The sequence below is a fragment of the Paenibacillus sp. sgz302191 genome (assembly GCF_057749925.1).
The window spans coordinates 52623-75368 of the sequence record NZ_JBYLHY010000008.1; the positions used below are offsets into that span (position 1 = coordinate 52623).

At 47.0% G+C, this 22746-nt stretch carries 19 protein-coding genes; 17 read left to right on the forward strand and 2 right to left on the reverse strand.

Annotation, left to right across the window (positions count from 1 at the left end; all coding sequences use genetic code 11):
* The first annotated feature begins 191 nt into the window (after positions 1-191).
* The 11 genes from AC3G2T_RS13625 (at position 192) to AC3G2T_RS13675 (ending at position 15539) form a co-directional block, all read left to right on the forward strand.
* Positions 192-962, forward strand: coding sequence for an RQC-minor-1 family DNA-binding protein (locus tag AC3G2T_RS13625; protein WP_488435792.1), 771 nt, complete (start codon positions 192-194; stop codon positions 960-962).
* A 121-nt stretch (positions 963-1083) separates the two neighbouring features.
* The gene (locus tag AC3G2T_RS13630; RefSeq protein ID WP_488435793.1) at positions 1084-1950 is read left to right on the forward strand and encodes an AraC family transcriptional regulator; all 867 of its coding nucleotides are present in this window, start codon (positions 1084-1086) and stop codon (positions 1948-1950) included.
* 535 nt (positions 1951-2485) lie between these two features.
* Positions 2486-5785 carry a glycoside hydrolase family 48 protein gene (locus AC3G2T_RS13635; protein WP_488435794.1) on the forward strand — a complete coding sequence of 1100 codons (3300 nt, stop codon included), beginning with the start codon at positions 2486-2488 and terminating at the stop codon, positions 5783-5785.
* Between the two features lie 62 nt (positions 5786-5847).
* Positions 5848-9903 carry a glycosyl hydrolase gene (locus AC3G2T_RS13640; RefSeq protein ID WP_488435795.1) on the forward strand — a complete coding sequence of 1352 codons (4056 nt, stop codon included), beginning with the start codon at positions 5848-5850 and terminating at the stop codon, positions 9901-9903.
* 33 nt (positions 9904-9936) lie between these two features.
* Positions 9937-10671 carry an RNA polymerase sigma-I factor gene (sigI, locus tag AC3G2T_RS13645; protein ID WP_488435796.1) on the forward strand — a complete coding sequence of 245 codons (735 nt, stop codon included), beginning with the start codon at positions 9937-9939 and terminating at the stop codon, positions 10669-10671.
* 298 nt (positions 10672-10969) lie between these two features.
* Positions 10970-11227, forward strand: a complete 258-nt coding sequence (locus tag AC3G2T_RS13650; RefSeq protein WP_474682740.1) for a hypothetical protein — start codon at positions 10970-10972, stop codon at positions 11225-11227.
* Positions 11224-11553, forward strand: coding sequence for a hypothetical protein (locus tag AC3G2T_RS13655; protein ID WP_488435797.1), 330 nt, complete (start codon positions 11224-11226; stop codon positions 11551-11553). Before AC3G2T_RS13650 ends, AC3G2T_RS13655 begins: the two co-directional genes overlap by 4 nt.
* A gap of 214 nt (positions 11554-11767) precedes the next feature.
* Positions 11768-12043 carry an AbrB/MazE/SpoVT family DNA-binding domain-containing protein gene (locus AC3G2T_RS13660; RefSeq protein ID WP_488435947.1) on the forward strand — a complete coding sequence of 92 codons (276 nt, stop codon included), beginning with the start codon at positions 11768-11770 and terminating at the stop codon, positions 12041-12043.
* A gap of 1 nt (position 12044) precedes the next feature.
* Positions 12045-12437, forward strand: coding sequence for a type II toxin-antitoxin system death-on-curing family toxin (locus AC3G2T_RS13665; RefSeq protein WP_474682737.1), 393 nt, complete (start codon positions 12045-12047; stop codon positions 12435-12437).
* 486 nt (positions 12438-12923) lie between these two features.
* Positions 12924-13376, forward strand: coding sequence for a fibronectin type III domain-containing protein (locus tag AC3G2T_RS13670; protein WP_488435798.1), 453 nt, complete (start codon positions 12924-12926; stop codon positions 13374-13376).
* Between the two features lie 252 nt (positions 13377-13628).
* On the forward strand, positions 13629-15539 hold the full coding sequence (locus tag AC3G2T_RS13675; RefSeq protein ID WP_474682735.1) for an APC family permease: 1911 nt from the start codon (positions 13629-13631) through the stop codon (positions 15537-15539).
* Here AC3G2T_RS13675 and AC3G2T_RS13680 read toward each other — a convergent pair.
* Positions 15530-16396, reverse strand: coding sequence for an SDR family NAD(P)-dependent oxidoreductase (locus tag AC3G2T_RS13680; protein ID WP_474682734.1), 867 nt, complete (start codon positions 16394-16396; stop codon positions 15530-15532). The genes AC3G2T_RS13675 and AC3G2T_RS13680 overlap by 10 nt on opposite strands.
* A gap of 131 nt (positions 16397-16527) precedes the next feature.
* On the opposite strand from AC3G2T_RS13680, the gene AC3G2T_RS13685 reads away from it, so the two are divergent.
* From AC3G2T_RS13685 to AC3G2T_RS13705, 5 genes are all read left to right on the forward strand, one after another.
* A complete protein-coding gene (locus AC3G2T_RS13685) occupies positions 16528-16992 on the forward strand; it encodes a MarR family winged helix-turn-helix transcriptional regulator (RefSeq protein ID WP_474682733.1) in 465 nt (154 codons plus the stop codon).
* A gap of 154 nt (positions 16993-17146) precedes the next feature.
* Positions 17147-17374 carry a DUF896 domain-containing protein gene (locus AC3G2T_RS13690; RefSeq protein WP_474682732.1) on the forward strand — a complete coding sequence of 76 codons (228 nt, stop codon included), beginning with the start codon at positions 17147-17149 and terminating at the stop codon, positions 17372-17374.
* 82 nt (positions 17375-17456) lie between these two features.
* Positions 17457-18407 (forward strand): ring-cleaving dioxygenase, encoded by a 951-nt coding sequence (locus AC3G2T_RS13695; RefSeq protein WP_488435799.1) that lies wholly within the window; start codon positions 17457-17459, stop codon positions 18405-18407.
* Between the two features lie 41 nt (positions 18408-18448).
* Positions 18449-19060 carry a flavin reductase family protein gene (locus AC3G2T_RS13700; protein WP_474682730.1) on the forward strand — a complete coding sequence of 204 codons (612 nt, stop codon included), beginning with the start codon at positions 18449-18451 and terminating at the stop codon, positions 19058-19060.
* A 72-nt stretch (positions 19061-19132) separates the two neighbouring features.
* Positions 19133-20221 carry a low temperature requirement protein A gene (locus AC3G2T_RS13705; RefSeq protein ID WP_488435800.1) on the forward strand — a complete coding sequence of 363 codons (1089 nt, stop codon included), beginning with the start codon at positions 19133-19135 and terminating at the stop codon, positions 20219-20221.
* A 71-nt stretch (positions 20222-20292) separates the two neighbouring features.
* Here AC3G2T_RS13705 and AC3G2T_RS13710 read toward each other — a convergent pair whose 3' ends face one another.
* Complete coding sequence (locus AC3G2T_RS13710) at positions 20293-21057, reverse strand: SDR family oxidoreductase (RefSeq protein ID WP_488435801.1); 765 nt, start codon at positions 21055-21057, stop codon at positions 20293-20295.
* Positions 21058-21394: 337 nt separating this feature from the next.
* Between AC3G2T_RS13710 and AC3G2T_RS13715 the strand changes: the two genes are divergently transcribed.
* Positions 21395-22717 (forward strand): ABC transporter substrate-binding protein, encoded by a 1323-nt coding sequence (locus AC3G2T_RS13715; RefSeq protein WP_474682727.1) that lies wholly within the window; start codon positions 21395-21397, stop codon positions 22715-22717.
* Positions 22718-22746: the final 29 nt, after the last annotated feature.

Sequence of the window (22746 nt, forward strand, 5' to 3'; positions counted from 1 at the left end):
CAGACGGGCGGCCAGATCCCTTTCCAGAGGTTATTCCGGTTATGATAAAATAGATGAAGCCTGAATGAATGTAACGGAAAACAGCACGAAATCTGGGGACCCCCCCTCCCCCGTTTACTTGCGCCTATGGTGTAAAATATACGAATGGCGGGAATTACTTGAAGAGATTGTAGTGGGAACGAGGGATGGAATTGAGCAAACCTATGAAACGAGAGAACCGGCCATTGCCGGAGCCTGAATTGCGGGCGATACTGCGGGCTGCCGACGATATCATTGCAGAAGGCGGACGATCGCTGCTAGCTAAAATATTGAAGGGCTCAAGGGATCGAAAGCTGCTGGAACTGGGGCTGGATCGAAATCCTTCTTATGGATTCTACAAAGATCTCACTTTGGAGCAGATTATGGATAAAGTAGATCATATGATTCGCACCGGCTATTTAAGGATCGAGAAGCAGGGCAAGCTGCCTATGATCGTATTTTCTCCGTTCGGATGGGTGATCGAAAGAGAGCGGTGCGCAGAAGAATTATTGCAGGAGTGGGATCGCTGGATCGAGCAAAACGTCACTCCGATTAGCATGGAGTATTTAAAGGAACGCAACCGGGGCATGATGTTTTTGTTCCTGTACAAAATTTTATGTACCGGGAATACAAAGTACATTCCGTTTTTGACTTTGTGGGAAGGCATCGATTTCAAGAAAGTGCGGGAGGAAATACGCAACGTGATCGAGGTATTAAAGCGACGCGATCAAATGGATGATTCGGCTTGGGAGCAGCTGAAGCGTGAACGAGCCCAATCGCTGCTGATTCGCTTGGATGATCCGATTATTATGGCGTGCAAGCACTGCGGAGATCCTTACATATTCGATGAGGCAAATCCTGAAAACTACACAAGTGAAGGGCTGCGGTTTCCGGAAAAGTGTCCGGATTGTTTGAACTACGACGATCGGCATCAGAAGGCATAGCCTTTTTCCGGCAGATGCGCACCCGTGAACCGGGTATGCTAGGAGTCTGTCCGACGGAGTTACTTCGGACAGACTCCTAAGAGTTTGTATTTTTGTGCGATAATGAAGGTGGAGGATGGCTATGAAGCCTGCAGCGCTACTCGAACCCATGGATATGCCCGAACCGAACTTCCCGGTGAAGGTTCATCGTTGTAAGGCAGATGAATATGGTACGACCCTATTCACAAACCATTGGCATAAACATATTGAACTGCTGTACTTCATATCAGGGAAGGCAGTGATCAACTGCAATTCGGAAACTATCCATGTACAGCCCGGCGACCTTGTCTTCGTGAATAGCAACGATTTGCACGCGGGTGTAAGCCTTTCCAATAATTTGTTCTATTATGCGCTTATTTTTGACCCTGCTGTTCTGCAAAGCCATACTATAGACGCCGTAGAAACGAAGTACATGCTGCCTATCATTCGGAATCTTATTCTTTTTCGCAACCGTATTGAGCAGCCCGGCGACGTTGCGGACGACCTCATGGCCATTGTTCGGGAACTGGACGGGCGCGATGAAGGATACGAGCTGTCCATCAAAGCTCACTTATATCGTTTGCTGGTGCGTCTCGTACGAAGCGGTGCTGCGCAAGATCAACCAACTAAGGATCAAAGAGTTCGTATGCGGCAGCTTGAGCAATTTACCCCTGTGCTCGCTTATATCGAAGACCATTATCACGAGGAGCTTTCTATCGAGCTGCTAGCCGCCAAGGTCGGTTTAAGCCGCTTTCATTTCAGCAGACGGTTCAAGATGCTTACTGATAAGTGCGTTACTGAATATATGACTGACATTCGCATCCGACATGCGGAATACTTGCTGTACAATACACAGCATACGATTTCCGAAATCGCCCTTTCCGTCGGTTTCCGGGATATTTACTACTTCAGCCGCATGTTTAAAAAATACCGGAATATACCGCCTTCTCATATTCGGAACCAGAATTGAATCAGCTTTTGCTGCGGGTACGCAAATAAATACTAATAAAGCTTGGTCACTTAATGTGGCTAAGCTTTATTTTTTTGTAAGGGTCTATTTCAGACAAATATTCGTTCTTAAGCTCTGTATCTAGCGGTGAAAGAATGATAAATAAGTAATATTATGTAAAAATATGAAGCGGGACGGACAGAAAGCGTTATTTTCCTTCGTATAAATAAATACCCTGTCGAAATTTGTCCGGTTTCAGAGAAAGGTGGTGAATTACTGGAACAACTTTGCAGAAAGATGTGCAGGTGAACTGCTATTCCTGCCATATTTTTGGGTTCAGGCAGATGCGGTTTAGAAGACTTGTCCGGATAAAACGGCGCAGTCCGCCGAAGCAAGGGGCCAAGGCGAGGCTGGGCCAGAGAGAAGAGCCATTAACTCTTTTCAAAAGCCGTAAGTCTTAGTTGTATTCGTTGAACTTAATGATGCAGAAATCAAAAGGAGGGATGGCCGGTTTCCTATCTTACTTCGTTAAACTATCTGGGAGGATGAGAAATTAATGTATTCCGATTTGAAGAAAAAATACGGCTCGATCTCTATGATCGCAACGCTGGCCGTATCCATGTTTGCAGGCGTGACGGGCGTAGCGCCGGAAACGCTGCACGCCGCAGCCGCTACGGATGTTTCCGTCCAGGCAGCATCCGATTCTATGAATAAAGAGCGTTTCCTGCAATTGTACAACCAGATCAAAGATCCGAAAAGCGGTTACTTTTCCGCCGAAGGGGTTCCTTATCATTCCGTTGAAACCCTGATGAGCGAGGCGCCTGCTTACGGGCATATGACGACTTCCGAGACTTACAGCTACTGGTTCTGGCTGGAAACTTTGTACGGTCATTACACAGGAGACTGGTCGAAGCTCGAAGCGGCTTGGGATAACATGGAGACATATATTTTGCCAAGCAGCAAAGAGCAGCCGACGATATCGAACTACAATCCGAACAGCCCTGCGACTTACGCGGCGGAGAAAAAACAGCCTGACCAATATCCGAGCGATTTGAACGGCCGTTATCAAGCGGGCCGCGATCCGCTGGATGCCGAGTTGAAGGCGGCTTACGGAAACAACGAAACTTATTTGATGCATTGGCTGGTTGACGTTGACAACTGGACCGGCTTCGGCAACCTGCTGAATCCGTCCCATACGGCTTCGTACGTCAATACGTTCCAACGGGGCGAGCAGGAGTCCGTATGGGAAGCGATTACTCATCCATCCCAAGACAACCAAACGTTCGGTAAGCAGGGAGAAGGCTTCATGTCCTTGTTCACGAACGAAAATAAGGCTCCTGCCAAGCAGTGGCGCTATACGAACGCTACGGACGCCGATGCGCGCGCCGTTCAAGCAATGTTCTGGGCTAAGGAATTAGGTTATAACAATACCAAATATTTGGATAAAGCCAAGAAGATGGGCGACTACCTTCGTTACGGCATGTACGATAAGTACTTCCAAAAAATCGGCAGCGGAGCTAACGGCAATCCTACGCCTGGAAACGGCAAGGAAGCCAGCCACTATCTGATGTCTTGGTACACAGCTTGGGGCGGCGGCCTGGAAGGCGGCAACTGGGCTTGGCGGATTGGCGCGAGCCATGCGCACCAAGGCTACCAGAACGTAGTAGCGGCTTACGCATTATCGCAGCCTGAGGGCGGATTGAATCCGAAATCGGCAACAGGCAAGCAAGACTGGGATACGTCCCTGAAACGCCAGCTTGAGTTCTATACATGGCTGTCCTCGGCTGACGGCGCGATCGGCGGCGGCGCAACGAACAGTTGGAACGGCGACTACAGCAAATATCCGAGCGGCGTAAGCACGTTCTACGATATGGCTTATCAGGAAGCCCCTGTGTATATGGACCCTCCGTCCAACAAATGGTTCGGTATGCAGGCTTGGCCGGTTGAACGTATAGCAGAGCTGTACTACATCATGGCCTCCAATGGAGAGACGAACTCCGAGAACTTCAAAATGGCCAAAACGATTGTTGAAAAATGGATCGATTGGGCCATTGATTACACGTTTGTGAACAAGAAGCCGGTAACGGACAGCGAAGGATACTACCTCGACGCAACCGGCAAACGCATCATGGGCGGTGCCAATCCGGCTGTTGCGACGGTTGACGATCCAGGTCAATTCTGGATTCCGGGCGGAGAAGAGTGGGCAGGTCAGCCGGACACTTGGAAAGGCTTCTCTTCTTACACGAACAACCCGAATTTCCGTGCAATTGCAAAAGATCCGGGCCAAGACGTTGGCGTACTTGGAAGCTATGCCAAAGCGTTGACGTTCTTCGCGGCGGGAACGAAAGCGGAAAAAGGCGCTTACAGCGATCTCGGTACTAAAGCTAAAGATCTGGCTCAACAACTGCTGGATGTTTCTTGGAAGTTTAACGACGGCAAGGGAATTGTCCTTCCGGAAAAACGTGAAGACTACGCTCGTTTCTTTACCAAAGAGATTTATGTTCCTAACGGCTGGAGCGGTAAATACGGCCAAGGAAACACAATTCCGGGCAACGCAGGCGTACCTTCCGATTCTTCTAAAGGCGGAAACGGCGTATACATCAGCTACTCCGATCTGTATCCGAAAATTAAAAACGACCCGCAATGGTCGAGCCTTGTCGATCTTTACAACAAATCGTACAACCAAACGACTAAAAAATGGGAAAATGGCGTGCCAACTTACACGTACCACCGTTTCTGGTCGCAAGTTGATATCGCAACTGCCTATGCGGAATTCGACCGTTTGATCGTAAACGCTGAAACTCCGAATCCGCAGCCAGGCGAGAAGCCAGGCGTTCCTACCGGCGTAGAAGCCAAACTCGAAGTTAAACTGAGCTGGAATTCGATTCCTGGCGCGACCAGCTATAATGTTAAACGCGCTTTAAGCGAAGCGGGTCCTTACACGACAATTGCCGGTGATTTGAAAACGACTAGCTATATCGATACGAATGTAGTTAGCGGAGTTGCTTATTACTATGTGATCAGTTCCGTGAATGCGGCAGGCGAAAGCGCAAATTCGGCTCCAGTGTCTGTAATTCCGCAAGGCGGGGGCTCTACCGACCCCGGACCGGTCGTTCAAGCGCCTGGAAGCTTTACGCTTAGCGGCACAAGTGATACTGCGAAAATCGATTTGAGCTGGACGCCATCGGCTAACGCGACACAGTATGAAGTGAAGCGCGGAACATCCGCGAATGGTCCTTTCGCAGCGATCGCCAATGTGACGGGCAATGCTTTCACGGATACGACAGCAACTGCGGGAACCACTTATTACTACCAAGTAACGGCTAAAAACAGTGCCGGAAGCAAAGATTCCAACGCGATCAGCGCGGCGCTGCAGCCTACGGACCCAGGAAACACGAACAGCAATCTTGTGGTTCAGTACCGTACGGCTGATACGAATGCAAACACGAACCAATTTAGACCTCTTTTCCAAGTTGTTAATAAAGGCACGACGCCTGTATCGCTGAGCGGTTTGAAACTCCGCTACTACTTCACAGTTGACGGCGACCGCGCTCAAACATTCAACTGCGACTATGCACAAGTCGGATGCTCGAAGCTTTCAGGCAGCTTTACGAAGCTGGGCAGCCCTAAAGCCGGTGCGGACTCCTACCTGGAGGTTACATTCAATTCGGATGCAGGCACGTTGGCTGCCGGAGCTTCGACCGGCGAAATTCAAACGCGCATCAACAAAAACGACTGGACGAACTACAATGTGGCAGATGACTACTCCTATGATCCTACAAAGAACCAATTTGCGGATTGGAGTAAGGTGACGCTGTACCAGAACGATAAGCTCGTTTGGGGTCAGGAGCCTTAAAGCCTGACGGAGCGGCACCCGTATGGGTGTCGCTCTTTTCAAATTGAAGGGAGGAAAGTAACATGAAGGAAAGAAATAGTAATAGTGTTATTTTGTCCAAACGTTCCAAATGGCTGCCTGTCGTCATGGCATGTGCGGTTACAGTAGGGGGCGCACTACCGGCTCAAACTGTCGTTTACGGCCAAACGGCAAAAAATGTCACCATTCAAGTCGATACGTCCAAGGATCGGAATCCTATTAGCCCTTACATATACGGTACGAATCAGGATTTGGCAGGGGATGAAAATATGGCCGCTAGACGGCTTGGCGGAAATCGGCTGACCGGCTACAACTGGGAAAACAATATGTCCAATGCGGGAAGCGATTGGCAGCAATCCAGCGATAACTATTTATGCACCGTTAGCGGCTTGACAAAAGCCGACTGCGACAAGCCTGGAGCGGTGACGACTTCGTTTCATGACCAATCGCTGAAGCTTGGCGCCTATTCTTTAGTTACGCTGCCGATGGCCGGTTATGTGGCCAAGGATGGAAACGGAAGTGTGCAGGAAAGCGAAAAGGCCCCTTCCGCTCGTTGGGATCAGGTTGTAAACGCCAAAAATGCGCCGTTCCAGCTGCAGCCCGATTTGAATGACAATAAGGTTTATGCGGATGAATTCGTCAACTTTTTGGTGAAGAAATACGGCGCTTCTTCAACAACGACGGGCGTGAAAGGGTATTCACTCGACAATGAGCCTGCCCTTTGGTCGCATACGCATCCGCGCATTCACGGCGACAAGGTCGGGGCGAAAGAGTTGGTAGACCGGGCGGTAAGCTTATCCAAAGCTGTTAAAGCGGTCGATGCAGGCGCGGAAATTTTTGGCCCGGTTCTTTACGGTTTTGGCGCCTATAAAGATCTTCAAACCGCACCTGACTGGGACTCTGTAAAAGGCAGCTACAGCTGGTTCGTGGACTATTACCTGGATCAAATGCGCCTCAGTTCGGCAGCCGAAGGCAAGAGATTGCTGGATGTCTTCGATGTGCACTGGTATCCCGAAGCGATGGGCGGAGGCATACGAATTACGAATGAGGTAGGCAACGACGAGACGAAGAAAGCCAGAATGCAGGCGCCTCGTACTTTGTGGGATCCGACCTACAAGGAAGATAGCTGGATCGCTCAATGGAATAGCGAATTTTTGCCTTTGCTGCCTCGATTGAAGCAGTCGGTGGACAAGTATTACCCCGGAACGAAACTGGCTTTGACCGAGTTTAACTACGGCGGCGAAGCCGATATTTCCGGCGGTATCGCTATGGCCGATGTGTTGGGCATTTTCGGCAAAAACGGCGTCTATATGGCAAACTTCTGGAAGTTAAAGGATGCCAACAACTACGTTAGCGCCGCTTACAAACTTTACCGCAACTATGACGGAAATCGTTCTGCTTTCGGCGATATCAGCGTTAACGCGCAAACGTCGGATATTGTCAACAGTTCGGTGCATGCTTCCGTAACGGATGCATCCAACAAAGAGCTGCACCTCGTTGTCATGAATAAAAGCATGGACAGCGCATTAGACGCCCAATTCAATCTTTCCGGCGGAACGACTTACGGCTCCGGTAAAGTTTGGGGCTTCGACGGAACAAGCTCGCAATTGAAGGAAGCGGCGCCGATCGCGCAAATTGCAGGCAACCGCTTTACCTATACAGTGCCGCCTTTGACGGCTTATCACATTGTGTTGACTGCCGGCAATGATACGCCTGTGCAAGTTCCTGGAAGCTTCACGCTGAAAGCCGAGGCCGGCGATGGGAAAGTCGCTTTGTCCTGGGGCGTTTCCAGCGGAGCTGCAGGTTACAGCGTACAGCGGGCAACGGCTGCAAGCGGTCCGTTTACTGCTGTAGCGTCCAACTTGATCGCAACGTCTTATACGGATACCAACGTAACGAACGGCACTTCTTACTATTACAAAGTAACCGCAAGCAACAGTGCGGGAACGAGCGATTCCAATGCCGTGAATGCGGTTCCGCAGGCGCCTGTAAACGGCCCGGTTCGCTATGAAGCCGAAAACGGCACACTGAAGGGAACTATTGTGTCATCCAGCGGGACCGGCTTCTCCGGTACCGGTTACGTAACTAATTTCCATAACCCAGGGGATTCGCTGACGATGACTATCCAGGCTGAGGCGGCAGGTTTGTACAATCTTACAATCGGCTACCGTTCTCCTTATGATGACAAACGCACGAATTTCTCCTTAAACGGCAATGCGTCAGGAGAGTTGGTGCTTTGGAAAACGGCTGATTTCAAAGAAACTTCCGGAGGTAAGCTGCTGCTGAATGCGGGGGCGAATACGATCGGTTTTGAAACGGGCTGGGGATGGTATGACATCGACTACGTCAAGCTGGAGCCTGCCACCGACCGTCCGCCGCATGCGGTAACCAAATCGCTCACTAATCCGAACGCGACGGTGGAAGCAAGAGCATTGATGAACTACCTCGTTGATCAATACGGCAAGAACATCATTTCCGGTCAAGAGGAAATGACTGAGATCGACTGGCTTCAAGCAAATGTAGGTAAAAAGCCGGCTATTGCGGCGCTTGACCTGATCGACTATTCGCCAAGCAGAGCGGAACACGGTCTTCGTTCCACAGAGACGGAAAAAGCGATTGAGTGGGATAAGCAAGGGGGCATTGTTACCTTTGCATGGCACTGGAACGCGCCGAAAGGTCTTATCGATACGCCGGGAAAAGAATGGTGGAGAGGCTTCTATACCGATTCGACTACATTCGATATCGAATATGCGATGAATAATCCGGAGTCTGAAGATTATAAACTGCTTATTCGCGACATCGATGTGATTGCGGAGCAGTTGAAGAAATTGCAGGATGCGAAAGTACCTGTCCTGTTCCGTCCTTTGCACGAAGCGGAAGGCAAATGGTTCTGGTGGGGCGCTAAAGGTCCTGAGCCTGTCAAAAAATTGTATATTTTGCTTCACGATCGTTTGACAAATGTGCACAAATTGAACAATCTGATCTGGGTCTGGAATTCTGTTTCCCCCGACTGGTATCCGGGAGACGCCTATGTGGATGTTTTGAGCTTTGACTCTTATCCGCAAGCAGGCGACTACAGTCCGCAAATTGCAAAATATGAAGACCTGGTTACATTGGGCAAGGACAAAAAGTTAGTTGCCATGAGCGAAAACGGACCTATCCCGGACCCTGATCTGATGAAGGCGTATCAAGCTCATTGGAGCTGGTTCGCTACATGGTACGGGGATTTCCTGAGAGACGGCAAACAAAACAGTCTTGAGCATCTGAAAAAAGTATATAATCATCCGAACGTTATTACGTTGGAGAAGCTCCCGACCAACTTAAAAACGTATGGCATCTCCGAGCAGCCGCCGGTACCGGGCAGCTTCACGCTGAGCGCAGCGGGCGAAACGGCGAAAGTAAACCTGAGCTGGACAGCATCGGCGAATGCGGCAAACTATGAAGTGAAGCGTTCGACGGCTGCAAACGGCACGTTCACGATGGTAGCGAGCGGAGTAACCGGAATCACCTACACAGATACGGCGGTGACGGCAGGCACGACATACTATTACCAAGTCGTAGCGAAAAACGATGCAGGCCAAACGCTTTCGAACACGGCCAGCGCAGCGCCGAAACCGGATGTTCAGCAGCCGACAACCGGACTGGTGCTCCAGTATCGCACACTGGATACAAGTGTGAACGACAATCACTTCAAGCCGCACTTCCAAATTTTAAACAAAGGGACAACTTCCGTACCGATCAGTGAGTTGACGATTCGCTATTACTATACGATCGACGGCGACCGCGCGCAGACATTCAACTGCGACTATGCGACGCTGAGCTGCTCGAAGCTGAACGGTAAGCTGGTTAAAATGGACAAAGCTGTAGCCGGCGCTGATTATTATTTGGAAGTCAGCTTCAATTCGAATGCAGGCGTGTTAGCACCTGGAGGCAGCACGGGTGAAATTCAAACCCGTATTAACAAAACAGACTGGTCGAACTATAACGAAAGTAACGATTACTCGTATAAAGGCACGCAAAATTCATATGCCGATCATACGAAAGTTACGTTGTATCAAAATGGCGTACTTGTCTGGGGAACCGAGCCGACAGCTAATTAATGAAGTGATTACAAATTGGAAAGTGGTTGCCAGATGAACAACTTATCTGAAAAATGCTTGCCGCAGATTCGCAGCGGCGATGAGCAGGCACGGTCGGCTCTGATCGGTCAATACCGGCCCTTTATATTGAAGGTTGTCAAACACGTCTGCAGGCGCCGAATTGGATGGAATGATGATGAAGCAAGTATAGGTTTGATCGCTTTCAATGAAGCTGTCGATCGATACCGTACGGAGTATGGAAAAACATTTAATAATTTCGCTTTTCTTATGATTCGCAGACGATTGATCGATGATTTTCGGAAAAAAATCAAAATTTCCCAAAACGAAGCCGACTGGAAAGACGAAGAGGAAATGCTGCACATTGCAGATAAGGTAAGCTCGCTGGATGCTTTTGAAAGGCAGGAACGAGCCGCGGCGCTGTCGGAGGAATTGGTCAGCTACGATGAAAGGCTCCAGGAATTCGGCATTTGTCTTCGGGAACTGGAAAATATCATGCCAAGCCACCGGGATACCCGGCAAATGCTGGTGCGGATTGCCCGCTATTTTTGCAACAACCGGGAGTGGCTGAACGATCTTTTTCAAAAAAAGAAGCTTCCCTTGAAGGCAATGACCAAAGAGATCAACGTCAGTAAAAAGACGCTGGAACGCAACCGGAAGTATCTGATATCGCTGATCCTGATTTTCGGCTGCGAGGATTTTACGAGAATCCGCGAGAGCATCTCTTTTACAAGCGTGGAGGAGGAAACGCGGCGCGTAGAGCAGTTGTAACGAGATCCCGCGGCGCCACTTTCCTTGCCCACTAAAGCGGAACGCCTTGCCGGACGAAACATCCCGATGAGTTGTATCACGGTGTGACAGTATAGGATTACAATGAAGAGTTACTGACGTAAAGGTGTCGGTAACTCTTTGTTATGGTGGAGGAACTTCGATTTACAGAGGAACTCGTTAACATGAATACGATTCAAATCGCGCAAAGCCTGTGAAACGACTCGATTTGGGCATCTTGTCCAGTCGAGTTTTGTTTATGTTATAATTTAATTATCTATGAAAGCCTGGGGGTGATGGGATGCGCTGGGAAGAAGTGCAGGACCGATTTCCGAATGAATGGGTAGTTCTTGAAGCAACAAAAGCACACTCTATGGATGGCAATCGTTACATTGAAGAAGTGGTTGTCGTTGATAGATTTGATGATTCAACGTCAGCGATGCGCCGATACTACGAGTTGCATAAGCAGGACCCTCAACGTGAATACTGCTTCTTTCATACGTCTCGTCCCTCTTTAGTGGCCCGTGAACGTTATGTCGGCGTACGGGGGCCAAGATGAAACTAAACGAGAGTTTTGGTTTGCCATTTGTTACAGTTACGGTCCAATTTCGCGGACAGAAACTGACATTGGAAAAAGTCTTACTAGATACGGGATCTGCAGGAACGATCTTTAAAGCAGATGCTGTTGGCGTAATCGAGTACGTATATACGAAGAACTTCGATGCGATTCACTTCGATGGTGTTTCTATAAACAATTTTCAGGTTGAGATTGGGAATATGGAATACGGGTTAGATATCGAAGGGATCATCGGTTTTGACTTTATCCGAACGGCCGGTTTGGTTATTGATGCAGTAAAAATGCAGGTCTATTCAGCTGCAAAATAAGGTCTCTCCCTTCACGCCAATTCCTCAAACATCCGAACCATCGCGCGGCGATGAGTTGTGGATTTATCACACCACGGTTTGTTTGCATTTAGGAGACGTGTGGAGAGAGACGGAGCACGGGAATTAACCCCCTCACATACACCATGTAAATCCACAACCGCATGATGTTTGTGGGTTTTTGCTTTATGTCTTGAGCAAGATTTTGATAAAAGGTGTGGTCAAGTTGACGAGCGATAAACGAAGGGTGATTCGCAAAATAGGACGAATGGGAAACAGCTTGGGTATAAGCCTGCCTAAAAGCCTTGTTGAAAAATTAAATGTCTTACAAGGAGACGAAATCGAATTCATCGAGAATGAACATGGTGAAATTGTGCTGAAAAAAGCAAGGCAAGGTAAATTGCCTGAAAATGTCCGTCCTGAAGTTTTAGAAGCTTTCCTTGATGTTTTTGAAGAAGACGAGGGTATTCTTGAGGACTTAAGGGACAGATGATATGACGGAATTTCTGACAAAAGAAGAGGTTATCTCGGCACACTATTTCATGATGAAAAGAATGAACGACGCAGAGCAAGCGGGAGTAAAAAACCACGGTCTACAGGAATCTGCGGTACATAGGCCCCAGCAAAGTATTTTTGGAGAAGATGCTTATCCATCCTTATTTGATAAGGCCGCGGCCTTACTGGAGTCCCTTGTCAAAAATCATTGTTTTCATAATGGGAATAAGCGGACAGCCTATCTTGTTACCAAGTCGTTTTTGCTGTTGAATGGACACCATTTGCAAATGGAACGCAAGTATGCGGTGGAGTTTATAGTCGATATTGCAACAGGATTGCATACATTGGAAACTATCTCTCGTATTCTAGAAGAACATTCGGATGAAAGTTGATTCTTCGGAACATTGTTATGTCGACATCAAAATTATGACTACGTGTAACAACCACCCGTAGATGCCTGAGCGGCGATATTTCGGACAGGGGTTCGACTCCCTTCGTCTCTATACATGGAACCCATGTAAGTGATTTCCGTGTCAAATGCGTCAATTTCGCGGGACGGCTGGATTATGACACGATCCACGTATTCTTGAAGCACTTGCTTCTTATCGTCTTCATCGCCGGTAAGAAGGGAGTGCTTCTTTTCTAGCCGTACGGCGAGCGTCCGCACGCGTGAAATGCCTTTTATGGAGCTTCAAGGATATCTTTCTAGGTTTAGGCAGATTCATTTAAGGGATCCAAATTGTGTTAATTAATATAACAATTTTTAGGATATATTACAACAAAGAGGATAATAGTTTACAAAAAAATGAATTTAAGGTATATTATTGAATGTGATTCTTGGCCAGTTCACAATTATAGACTAGGAGTGATTATTAATCATGAATTTTAAATTCAAAAAGTCTTTGTCAGTCGCTGTTGTTGCATTAAGCTTACTCGTATCCGCTCAGTCCGCATTCGCGATTAAAGGACTTGGCGACAGTGAATCGTCACCGGTTTCTGCCGCCCCTAAGACGCACTATACGTGGGCGCTCCAAAAATCCGCTGACGACGTAGATTGGTTCGTTTATACCAATAACACTTCTAGCAGTGTAACTATAAATGCCTCTATGACTCCTCCTAGCGGGCAAAACTATAACTTGGATGCATTCTGGTACATAAACGGATCAGACAAAGACCGAACCAAGTTGGCCGTTAACGATAATGGAGTCGGAAAAAAGGACTCTTTTATTCTTACGAATCTCAAGCCGGGTGAGAAAATCACTTTCCGAATCTATTCGGCAACCGGTACTGTCAGCACATCCGGTTACGATTTCTATTTTACTGCTAACTGATAAACGATTGATTTGACGCTCACGAAGATGCAGATCTTTAGATGACGGACATTAGCCCGTAAATAATCCATAAAATAAAAAAAGGAACTCAGGACTTTAAGTCTTGATTTCCTTTTTTTGTTTATTGAAGCTTTCCTGTGTATGTAAATCGATCCCTCGGAAAACAATATGTGTAATGCTTTTGATCCTCGGCCAAGATGTCACTTTTCTGATTTTCTGGAAATAATCCCTTACTAAAGGAGTACTACTGCTATGCATCATCATGTGTTTTGGCTTGAAATCGTGTTTATCTTGCTCGCTTTCATTGCCATGTGGTATTCGTTTTCAAATTTCGCAAGCGTGAAGAGAATTTTCATCGGTCGGCCTTTGCGAACGAAAGAACTTCATGCACAGCATACCAAGCTTTTCTGGATGATCGCTCTTCCCATTTTATCCGCGGACCTTTACTCTTCGGTAGCTTACGGTCCTGAAGCGGGAATAACGGAACTGATCGGGTTGGGCGCTTCCGCAAGATGGTTCATTTTGCCCATCACGGCTTCAACGGTCGTTTTGCTTGCAATTCTCATTACGTCTTATATTATGGGAGTCATTGCGTATCCGAGCGGTGGTGGCGCTTATGCTATTGCAAAGGACAATTTTAAAAATCGTGTGCCTTCTCTAATTGCTTCGAGCTCTTTGCTCGTTGATTATGTGTTGACGGTTGCCGTCTCGGTTTCGGCGGCTGTAGAAGCGGTTTCTTCTGCGTATCCGGCGGTGGGGCCTTATGAAACGATACTTGCCATCATCTGCATATGCGTGCTTGTTGTCATTAATTTACGCGGAGTCGCAGAGTCCGCTAAGATTTTTGCCTGGCCTACATTTGTATTCATGGCTTGCATGCTTTTTTTGATTGTTTCAGGTTTATTGAATGAAGCGCGGCATGGATTTATTCAGGATGTTACGCCTTCCTTTGGCACGTTTCCTCAAGGGTTGACGACGCTGCTTATTTTAAAAGCTTTCAGCTCTGCCTGCTCGGCATTGACCGGTATTGAAACGATTTCCAATGCGGTGCCGGTTTTTCGGGAGCCTCGGCAAAAAAGCGCCATTAAAACTTACATTGCCCTAGGCGCTATCACGGCGGTTACGTTGCTCGGTTTTGCGTATCATTTATATGTGCAAGGGATTGCGCCGAATCCGCATAACACCATGCTGTCCCAGTTGGCGGAGGTATATTATGGACGGGGGGTTCTTTACCAAATCCTGATTTGGTCTACATTTGTCGTGTTAATATTAGCTGCGAATTCGACATTCACGGGATTTTCACAGTTAGCGGCTATTGTTGCAGCTGATGGTTATTTACCACGTGCACTAACCAATCGCGGCGACCGATTAGGTTATTCGAACGGCATTTTAGTTTTAGCCGGTTTCGCGATTCTGCTCATTGTTGCTTTCCGTGCCCATACTAACGCTCTTATTCCGTTATATGCAATTGGCGTTTTTATTTCGTTCTCTGTAGCTCAGATCGGATTATTGCGCCGCTGGAAAAGGGTAAAGGGCGCCAAGTGGCGTGTGAAATTTGTTATTAATCTAATCGGTTCCGTAATAACGGTTCTCGTTGCGTTGATTTTTGCCGTCACCAAATTTGTGAGCGGGGCATGGGTTGTATTGATCGTACTGCCCGTAATTGTTGCTATATCCATATTGATCAAACGACACTATAATCAAGTGGCGGCGGAACTCAAGATAGATCCAAATGAAACCCGTCCGGTTATGCATCGCGTTATTACTATTGTACTCGTTTCCGGAGTGCATCGCGTGGTCAACAACACGCTATCTTTTGCGACAAGTCTGGGTACAGAAATCATTGCCGTATATGTAGGCTTTGACGATGAATCCATCGAAAAAATGGAACAAAAATGGGGAGAATGGGGGGAGCCGTGCAGATTGGTCGTTCTGAGAAGCTCGTACCGATCCATTCTCGAACCAATATCAAGATTCATCCAGACAATGGAGAAAATGGAGGGTGGGAAACCCGACCATATTCATATTGTTGTTCCACAATTTATCCCCAAGAAATGGTGGCACCATGTGCTGCACAACCAAAATGCGCTGCTGCTCCGCGCCTGGTTTTTTAGGAATAAGGATGTGATTATTACGACCGTACCGTATCATCTTCAAAAATAGTGTCGCAGCAATTGTTTCGTATCGTTCCAAAGCTTATTTTGCATAGCGGTATCTCCGCCGGGGTGGACAGGTGTAATAGGACTGCCGTTTCCAACGTTGAAATACCCGCCGGTCACCCCATCGTATTTGGACTCAACAACTAAGCGTGTAATGATGTCAGCTCCTCTACGCGGATCTCCGATACGTAAAAAATTCAAAATGCGTTCAAGCATAGCGGCAAACCGGAGCTCGCGCCCGAGACCTGTTACATTAAAACCCGGATTTAGCGCGTTAACAGTAACTCCGGTTCCGGATAATTGACGGGCCAGTTCCCCAGTAAATAGGATATTAAATAGCTTGGTTTTGCCGTAAAGCGCTGACGATTCCCTCATGGTAAAAGCAGATGTATCGACCAAATCCTCAGGCAGTTTAAGTTCACCATGGTTGCGCGATGCTTCAGAAGCAACATTTACAATTCTGGCAATTCCGGACCTCACCAAAGATTGCTGTAATGTTTGCGTTAATAGCCATTGCGCCAAATAGTTTACGGCTATCATTTCAGCAAAGCCCTCAGAGGTTATCCGCTGCTCGAATGCATGCAGTCCTGCATTATTCACTAGTACATCAATCTTGGGGTATGCGGCTTTAATCTCATTTCCGATGCGCCTGACATCCTCCATTAAGGAAAGATCTCCGAAAAAAAAGTCCACTTCTGTTTTTGGCGCAAGATCTTTCAGCATGTTCCTAGTCGTCTCGGCCCGATTCTTGTTCCTGGCTGTTAGTACAAGATGAGCACCGCGCTTAGCCAATTCAATTGCAGCGAGTTGTCCAATACCGCTGGTCGCGCCGGTAATTACAATAATTTGGTTAGTCGTCATAATGATTCTCCTTATGCTTGGATAGTGAATCGAAGCTTTTTGACAGGCAGCAGTTAAAAGATTTATAATTGATATATATCAACTATATTCATTTGTTTGACATATGTCAATTATATTTGTTGGGGGAAACTATGGCGGAACATACTAAAGATAAAAATACTGCGAGAGTGCAGTTGGAACTGAAGCTCGGTGAACAGCTAAGTGCACTTATTAGCGCCGCGCATGCACTCAATGTCAGAGCTGCAGCACGTTTCGATTCATCACTGCAACCCGCGGCTTTCCTTATTGTCCGTTGGTTGTATTCATTCGGCCCGACAAGTGCCACAGCTTTAGCGGAATCGACGGCTATGGACCGCAGTTCGGTTAGCCGACTCGTCAATCATCTCAAGCGCTTGGGTTATGTGAAAAGCGAACCCTCTCCCGAAGACCGTAGAGGAGTACTATTATCTTTGACTGAGCTTGGACGACAAAAGACTGTGGATGCTCTAAAAGAGAAAGAATCCGTGTTCTATGAATGCGTTTCAGAATGGAATGACGGCCAACTTGAAAATTTTATTGAGATGCTCAGGCACTTCAACGGTCATGGTCGCGGATAACGAGATTAGTTATTAAGATTGGTGGCGGACCGCAGACTTTTTCTTTTTTTGCATTAAGTATTGACATGGATAAGAAAATGTTTTATCTTAATATTAAGATATTCGATTTGAAGATATCTCAACCAAAGACATTTTTGAATAAGGAGGTAAAAATATGCTTACAATATTAGAAAGAATTAATCAGCTTTCAAAAAAGGCAAAAGAAGTCGGATTAACTGAAATTGAAAAAACGGAACAAACCGATCTTCGCAAGGAATACCTCCAAATATTTCGGGGTACTATAAAAAGCACGCTCTTGCAGGTCACCGTTTATGATCCAAATGGAGATGATGTGACTCCTGAAAGACTAAAAAAAGAACAGGCCAAAATAGTTCAACAATGAACTCCATTTTGCAAAATATCTTAATTTTAAGAATCTTCGATTGAAAATAATTTAAATAATGATTTTTAGAGGAGGATTTTATATGTCACTTCAAACTACAGGTATCCATCATATCACTGCTTTTGCCGGTAATCCGCAGGAAAACGTCGATTTCTATGCCGGTATCCTCGGACTCCGGTTAGTGAAAAAAACGATCAACTTCGATGCCCCGGAAGTTTACCATTTGTACTTCGGCAACGAGGCGGGAAGCCCCGGCACCATCATTACTTTCTTCCCTGCGCAGGGCTCGCCCAAAGGGCGAATCGGAGGCGGCCAGGTGGGCATTACCTCGTATGTGATACCGCCGGACTCGCTTGATTTTTGGCACAATCGTTTGCAAAGCTTTGGCATTCAGGTTACGAGAACGAGCCGGTTCTCCGAACAATATCTTCAATTCGAGGATAATGAAGGTTTGCGCCTTGAGCTTGTCGAACGTGAAGAGGGGGCGAACAGCACCTGGTCTTTCGGCGGCGTTCCGGCCGATAAAGCCATCAAGGGGTTTGGAGGCGCCGTGCTGTTCAGCGTCAACCCGCCCAAAACGATGGATGCGCTGGAAAACATGCTCGGATTTACGAAAGTCGATGAGGATGCCGAATATGCCCGTTATCGGTCCACAGGAGAAATCGGCAACATCGTCGATGTTCCGCTCGCCAAAATGGAATTCGGCGTGGGCGGAGCGGGCACGGTACACCATATTGCATGGCGTGCGAAAGATTTCGAACAGCATGAAGAATGGAGAAGTACAGTTCAAAATTACGGCTATCAGCCGACTCGGGTCATAGACCGCCAATATTTTAATGCGATATACTTTAGAGAAGCAGGCGGCATACTATTTGAAATCGCTACGGATCCACCTGGATTTGCTAACGATGAGCCTGCAGAGACTCTAGGACAAAAACTCATGCTGCCAAACTGGTTTGAACCGCATCGCGCTGAGATCGAAGCGAACCTGCATCCCATCGAAGTGAGAACATTAACGGCAAAACAAGAGTGAACAAATCTTTTAAAAGAATAGAAAGTGACGGTGGATAACTAATGGCATCTATTGATCCAACCACTCAAAGCGATCAGGAAAATTATAAGCTGCTGATTGGCAGTATCGTACCCAGACCGATCGCTTTGGTGACTACGCTTTCCAAGGAAGGGGTGCTCAATGCCGCTCCTTTCAGTTTCTTTTCGATTGTATCCAGTGCGCCGCCCCTAATTTCGGTGTCTGTTCAACGAAAACAAGGGGTAATGAAGGATACGTCAAGGAATGCGACGGAGACCGGAGCTTTCGTCATCCATATCACGGACGAATCGATTATAGATAAAGTGAACGAAACGGCTGCTAACTTGCCCCCGGACGAAAGCGAGGTTGCGAGAGCAGGTTTCACGCCGATAGCGAGTGAAGCGATTGTTGTGCCGGGTTTGAAAGAGGCCAAAATTCGCATGGAATGCCTGCTGGAACAAGCGATACCAATCGGCGGTACCGGCGAACAGCCCGCTTGCGATTTGCTTATTGGGCGAGTTGTTCGCTTCCATATCGCGGATGAAATTTATGAGAACGGACATATCGATCCGGGCAAATTGGCTCCTGTCAGTCGGATGGCAGGCAGTTATTATGCCAAACTAGGCTCCCTGTTTTCCATGGAGCGTCCTAAGTGAGCAGTTCTCATAGGCCGCGGCGAAGCAGCTTGCTTTTTCAGTAAATAAGATCCCGAGGGAGTTTTGACGGTTATGGTTGAGAAAAAGGTTACCTGGCTGGAGCTTTTTTATGATCTGCTTTTTGTAGCAGCCGTTTCAAAAGCAAATCATGTCTTGCTGCACGCCGACCACGGGGCCATCCCTATTGAATATTTAAGTAAATTCGTATTGATTTTTATTCCGATCTGGTGGGGATGGGTGGGTCAAACTCTCTTTATAAATCGGTTCGGCCAAGATATCGCCAGTCACAGGATATTCCTCATCCTTCAGCTGTTTTTTGTTTTAATCATGACAGCAAGCCTATCCGTTAATTTTGATCAATATTACATTCCTTTTTTTATTGGTTATATAGGTTCGAGGGCATTGACAGCCATTCAATATCTTACGGTACACAAAGCAAAAAGCGCGCATCAGCAGCGGACCGCTAAATATTTGGGAATTTGCTTTTTGATAGGAATATTGATATCTGCTTGTTCGCTGTTCTTTGACTCATGGATCCGATACGTCATTTTGTATGCCGGAATCGTTGTAGATACGATACTGCCTTTAATCGGGCGGCGGCACCTGGTAAAAGCACCCATACACACCCATCACTTATTGGAACGTTTTGCCTTGTTTACCCTCATTCTGCTTGGTGAATCCGTGATCAGTATCATTGCTGTTTTGCAGTTTAGTAACTGGAATTTGCCATCTATTTTATTTGTCAGTTTTACATGTGTATTAGTTATCGCAATGTGGTGGCAGTATTTCGAGAATGTGGAGAAGAAAGTAAGCAAAGAGATGCAGACAGCCGGCCAAACGATTATTTATGGCCATTTATTCATCTATTTATCCATGAGCACGTTGGCTGCTTCGATCCAGCTGTTGTATCTGGAACAACTAAATTATTCGTTCATGCTGGGTTTCGTATTTGGGTCTGTGCTGCTTTATTTTTTATCTACGTCTCTGGTTTTTCACCGGTACAGACATCAACATCTGCGGTTGAAGCCCTATCATTTGGCGATATTACTAGGGGTTATTGGAAGTTTTATAGCGCTAGACTTGCTCTATCATGTGCCTAATTATGCAATCGCCGGAGAAATGATGGTGTTCTTTATCGTATATGCGAAATTAACGACATGAGCGGATGCAAAGCCCTGGTAAAAAAACGGGTTCAAAAACCTGGCATCGGCCAGGCTTTCGAACCCGTTTTTTTATAAGTGAGATCCGCCGCTTGCATCAATGAGTTGACCGGTTACCCAACGGCTGTCCGATGAGGCGAGGAAAGCGGCAATATCCGCCACATCTTCAGGCTCCCCCCACCTGTTGAAGGTTGAAAGACCGGCGGCATATTTCTGTCCATTGGGATCTTGCAGCGTCCCGGCATTCATTTCTGTATTAATAATACCAGGCTGGATGGCGTTTACCGTAATATTACGGCTCCCAAGATTGCGAGCCAGGGCAAGCGTAAGTGTGTCGATTGCGCCCTTCGACATGCTATAGGCGAAAACGCTAGGGGAGGCCACCCGTGTAACAAACGATGAGATGTTGATAATGCGGCCCTCATCTTTCAGACGCGGCAAAGCTTGCTGGATAACAAAAAGCGGCGCTTTGACATTCATGTTCATGACTTCGTCAAAAGATGCTCCCGTCGTCTCTTCAATGCTTATAATTTGCCCGATTCCGGCGTTATTCACAAGAATATCAAACCGATTATCGCCTGTGCGATTCCGAAGGGCGCCATCCAATGCCGCATATAAATTGTGAATGCCGTTAAGCGTACTTAAGTCAGCGCCGATCGTGAATGCGGAACCTCCATTTTGTTCAATTTGAAGAACCACTTCCTCTGCTTCATGCTGTCTCTTTCCATAATGCACTGCGACTAATACGCCGTCCTGTGCCAGACGCAGCGCAATGCCGCGACCGATCCCCCTGCTTGCACCGGTTACTAAAGCGATTTTGCCATTCAACTTACTCATGCTCTCATCTCCTTGTTTGTAATTCATGTTAGTTATATCACGAGGCGACATTTGCAATGTTGCTTTCTCATTCGGGAATTAGAACAGTCGGAAAATAAAGATTTTTGTTGTAAAATAGCGAAACATATAGTACTATCGATTCATAAACCGATTTAGTAAATCGGTTTATGAATCGATAGTACATAACAAGTCGTCCAATTCGGCGCTACTGCAGTATCGTATCTGGAAGCGATTTCCCGGCAGACGAATCTTAGGAGGTGATTAAGAGCTGTGCATCTTAGTTAACATCCCGGTTGTTGAGGAGATTTGACATGTTAATCAAAAGGGAGGACAAAAAGTGAAAACGTTCACTTACGCAAAACCGTTAGTTTTAGTGACAGCATTATCTATGGTTCTTGCCGCATGCGGCGGCAATAGTTCAAGCGGTTCGGAGAGCAAAGGAACCGGTGGCAATACTAACGCCAGCGACTCAAGTAAACCTGTTAAAATTTCGTTCCTGAATTCGAAAGGGCAGATCCAGGCGGCAGCCGAGGAAGCTGCGAAAGAGTTCACCAAAGCAAATCCTAATATTACAGTGGAAGTATTGACAGTGGCAAGCGGCCAGTCTCCGTTCGAGAGGGCATCTGTGTTGTATGCATCAGGCAATCCTGCAACACTGAATATGCTGGATGCAGGCGACATTGTTAAATTTCAAGACAAGGCTCTCGATTTATCCGGAGAACAATGGGTGAAAGACCTCGCGCAGCCTAATCAGCTCGACGGAAAAACGTTAGCTTTCCCGTTTGCAGTAGAAGGCTACGGGCTTGTCTACAACAAAAAAGTTCTGGATAAGGCAGTCGGCGGCACATTCGATCCCTCCACAATTAACTCCGCCTCTGCACTGGAAGCGCTCTTTAAAAAGATTGAGGCTTCCGGAACTGCGCCATTGATCATCGGCGCCATGCCATGGTCTTTGGGCAATCATTTTATCCCGATTACGTATGCTTCTCAACCGAAAGGCGATGTTAACGCGGTCTTGAACGATTTAAGAGCCGGTAATGCAAAGCTGGCCGACAATGCTGTGTTCAACGGTTTGCTTGATACTTTCGATATGATGAAAAAGTATAACAAACGGAAAGGCGATCCGCTCGTTGTAACCGCTGATGATATTGCTGCCGCCGTAGCAAAAGGCGAGGCAGGAATTACATTCAACGGAAACTGGATGATCAGCCAATTGGATAGCGTGCAACCGAACGGGGAGTACGGCTTCATACCGGTTCCGACCAGCAATGACGCAGCCGATAAAAAGAACGCTTCGATCCCGGTGGGCGCCACGAAACAAATATTTATAGATAAAACGGCAGCTACGCCAGCTCAACAGGAAGCGGCCAAGAAATTTTTGAATTGGATCGTATATGAAGGAGCAGGTCAAGATTTCTTGGTCAATAAAGCAAACATTCTTCCCGCTTTCAAAAATATTAAGCTGGAACCTAAAGATTCACTTGCCAAATCAATCAAAACATATATGAATGCCGGCAATACGCTTCAATTCGGTGCCAATTATGTACCTGGCGATCACTCCAAAGTGATTGGCGCATCCATGCAAAAATATCTTGCCGGCGAGTCCGACCGCGCTGGATTAATCAAAGAAATCGAAGGGTACTGGAAGGATAAAAAGTAGTTATCTTTTTCAGGCAAGTCCACTGCGAT

What these genes read in the sequence shown, in the direction of transcription:
- AC3G2T_RS13630 (WP_488435793.1), top strand. Translation starts at nt 1,084, where the DNA reads ATGAAGCCTGCAGCGCTACTCGAACCCATGGATATGCCCGAACCGAAC.
- AC3G2T_RS13635 (WP_488435794.1), top strand. Translation starts at nt 2,486, where the DNA reads ATGTATTCCGATTTGAAGAAAAAATACGGCTCGATCTCTATGATCGCA.
- AC3G2T_RS13640 (WP_488435795.1), top strand. Translation starts at nt 5,848, where the DNA reads ATGAAGGAAAGAAATAGTAATAGTGTTATTTTGTCCAAACGTTCCAAA.
- sigI (WP_488435796.1), top strand. Translation starts at nt 9,937, where the DNA reads ATGAACAACTTATCTGAAAAATGCTTGCCGCAGATTCGCAGCGGCGAT.
- AC3G2T_RS13650 (WP_474682740.1), top strand. Translation starts at nt 10,970, where the DNA reads ATGCGCTGGGAAGAAGTGCAGGACCGATTTCCGAATGAATGGGTAGTT.
- AC3G2T_RS13655 (WP_488435797.1), top strand. Translation starts at nt 11,224, where the DNA reads ATGAAACTAAACGAGAGTTTTGGTTTGCCATTTGTTACAGTTACGGTC.
- AC3G2T_RS13665 (WP_474682737.1), top strand. Translation starts at nt 12,045, where the DNA reads ATGACGGAATTTCTGACAAAAGAAGAGGTTATCTCGGCACACTATTTC.
- AC3G2T_RS13670 (WP_488435798.1), top strand. Translation starts at nt 12,924, where the DNA reads ATGAATTTTAAATTCAAAAAGTCTTTGTCAGTCGCTGTTGTTGCATTA.
- AC3G2T_RS13675 (WP_474682735.1), top strand. Translation starts at nt 13,629, where the DNA reads ATGCATCATCATGTGTTTTGGCTTGAAATCGTGTTTATCTTGCTCGCT.
- AC3G2T_RS13680 (WP_474682734.1), bottom strand. Translation starts at nt 16,396, where the DNA reads ATGACGACTAACCAAATTATTGTAATTACCGGCGCGACCAGCGGTATT.
- AC3G2T_RS13685 (WP_474682733.1), top strand. Translation starts at nt 16,528, where the DNA reads ATGGCGGAACATACTAAAGATAAAAATACTGCGAGAGTGCAGTTGGAA.
- AC3G2T_RS13690 (WP_474682732.1), top strand. Translation starts at nt 17,147, where the DNA reads ATGCTTACAATATTAGAAAGAATTAATCAGCTTTCAAAAAAGGCAAAA.
- AC3G2T_RS13695 (WP_488435799.1), top strand. Translation starts at nt 17,457, where the DNA reads ATGTCACTTCAAACTACAGGTATCCATCATATCACTGCTTTTGCCGGT.
- AC3G2T_RS13700 (WP_474682730.1), top strand. Translation starts at nt 18,449, where the DNA reads ATGGCATCTATTGATCCAACCACTCAAAGCGATCAGGAAAATTATAAG.
- AC3G2T_RS13705 (WP_488435800.1), top strand. Translation starts at nt 19,133, where the DNA reads ATGGTTGAGAAAAAGGTTACCTGGCTGGAGCTTTTTTATGATCTGCTT.
- AC3G2T_RS13710 (WP_488435801.1), bottom strand. Translation starts at nt 21,057, where the DNA reads ATGAGTAAGTTGAATGGCAAAATCGCTTTAGTAACCGGTGCAAGCAGG.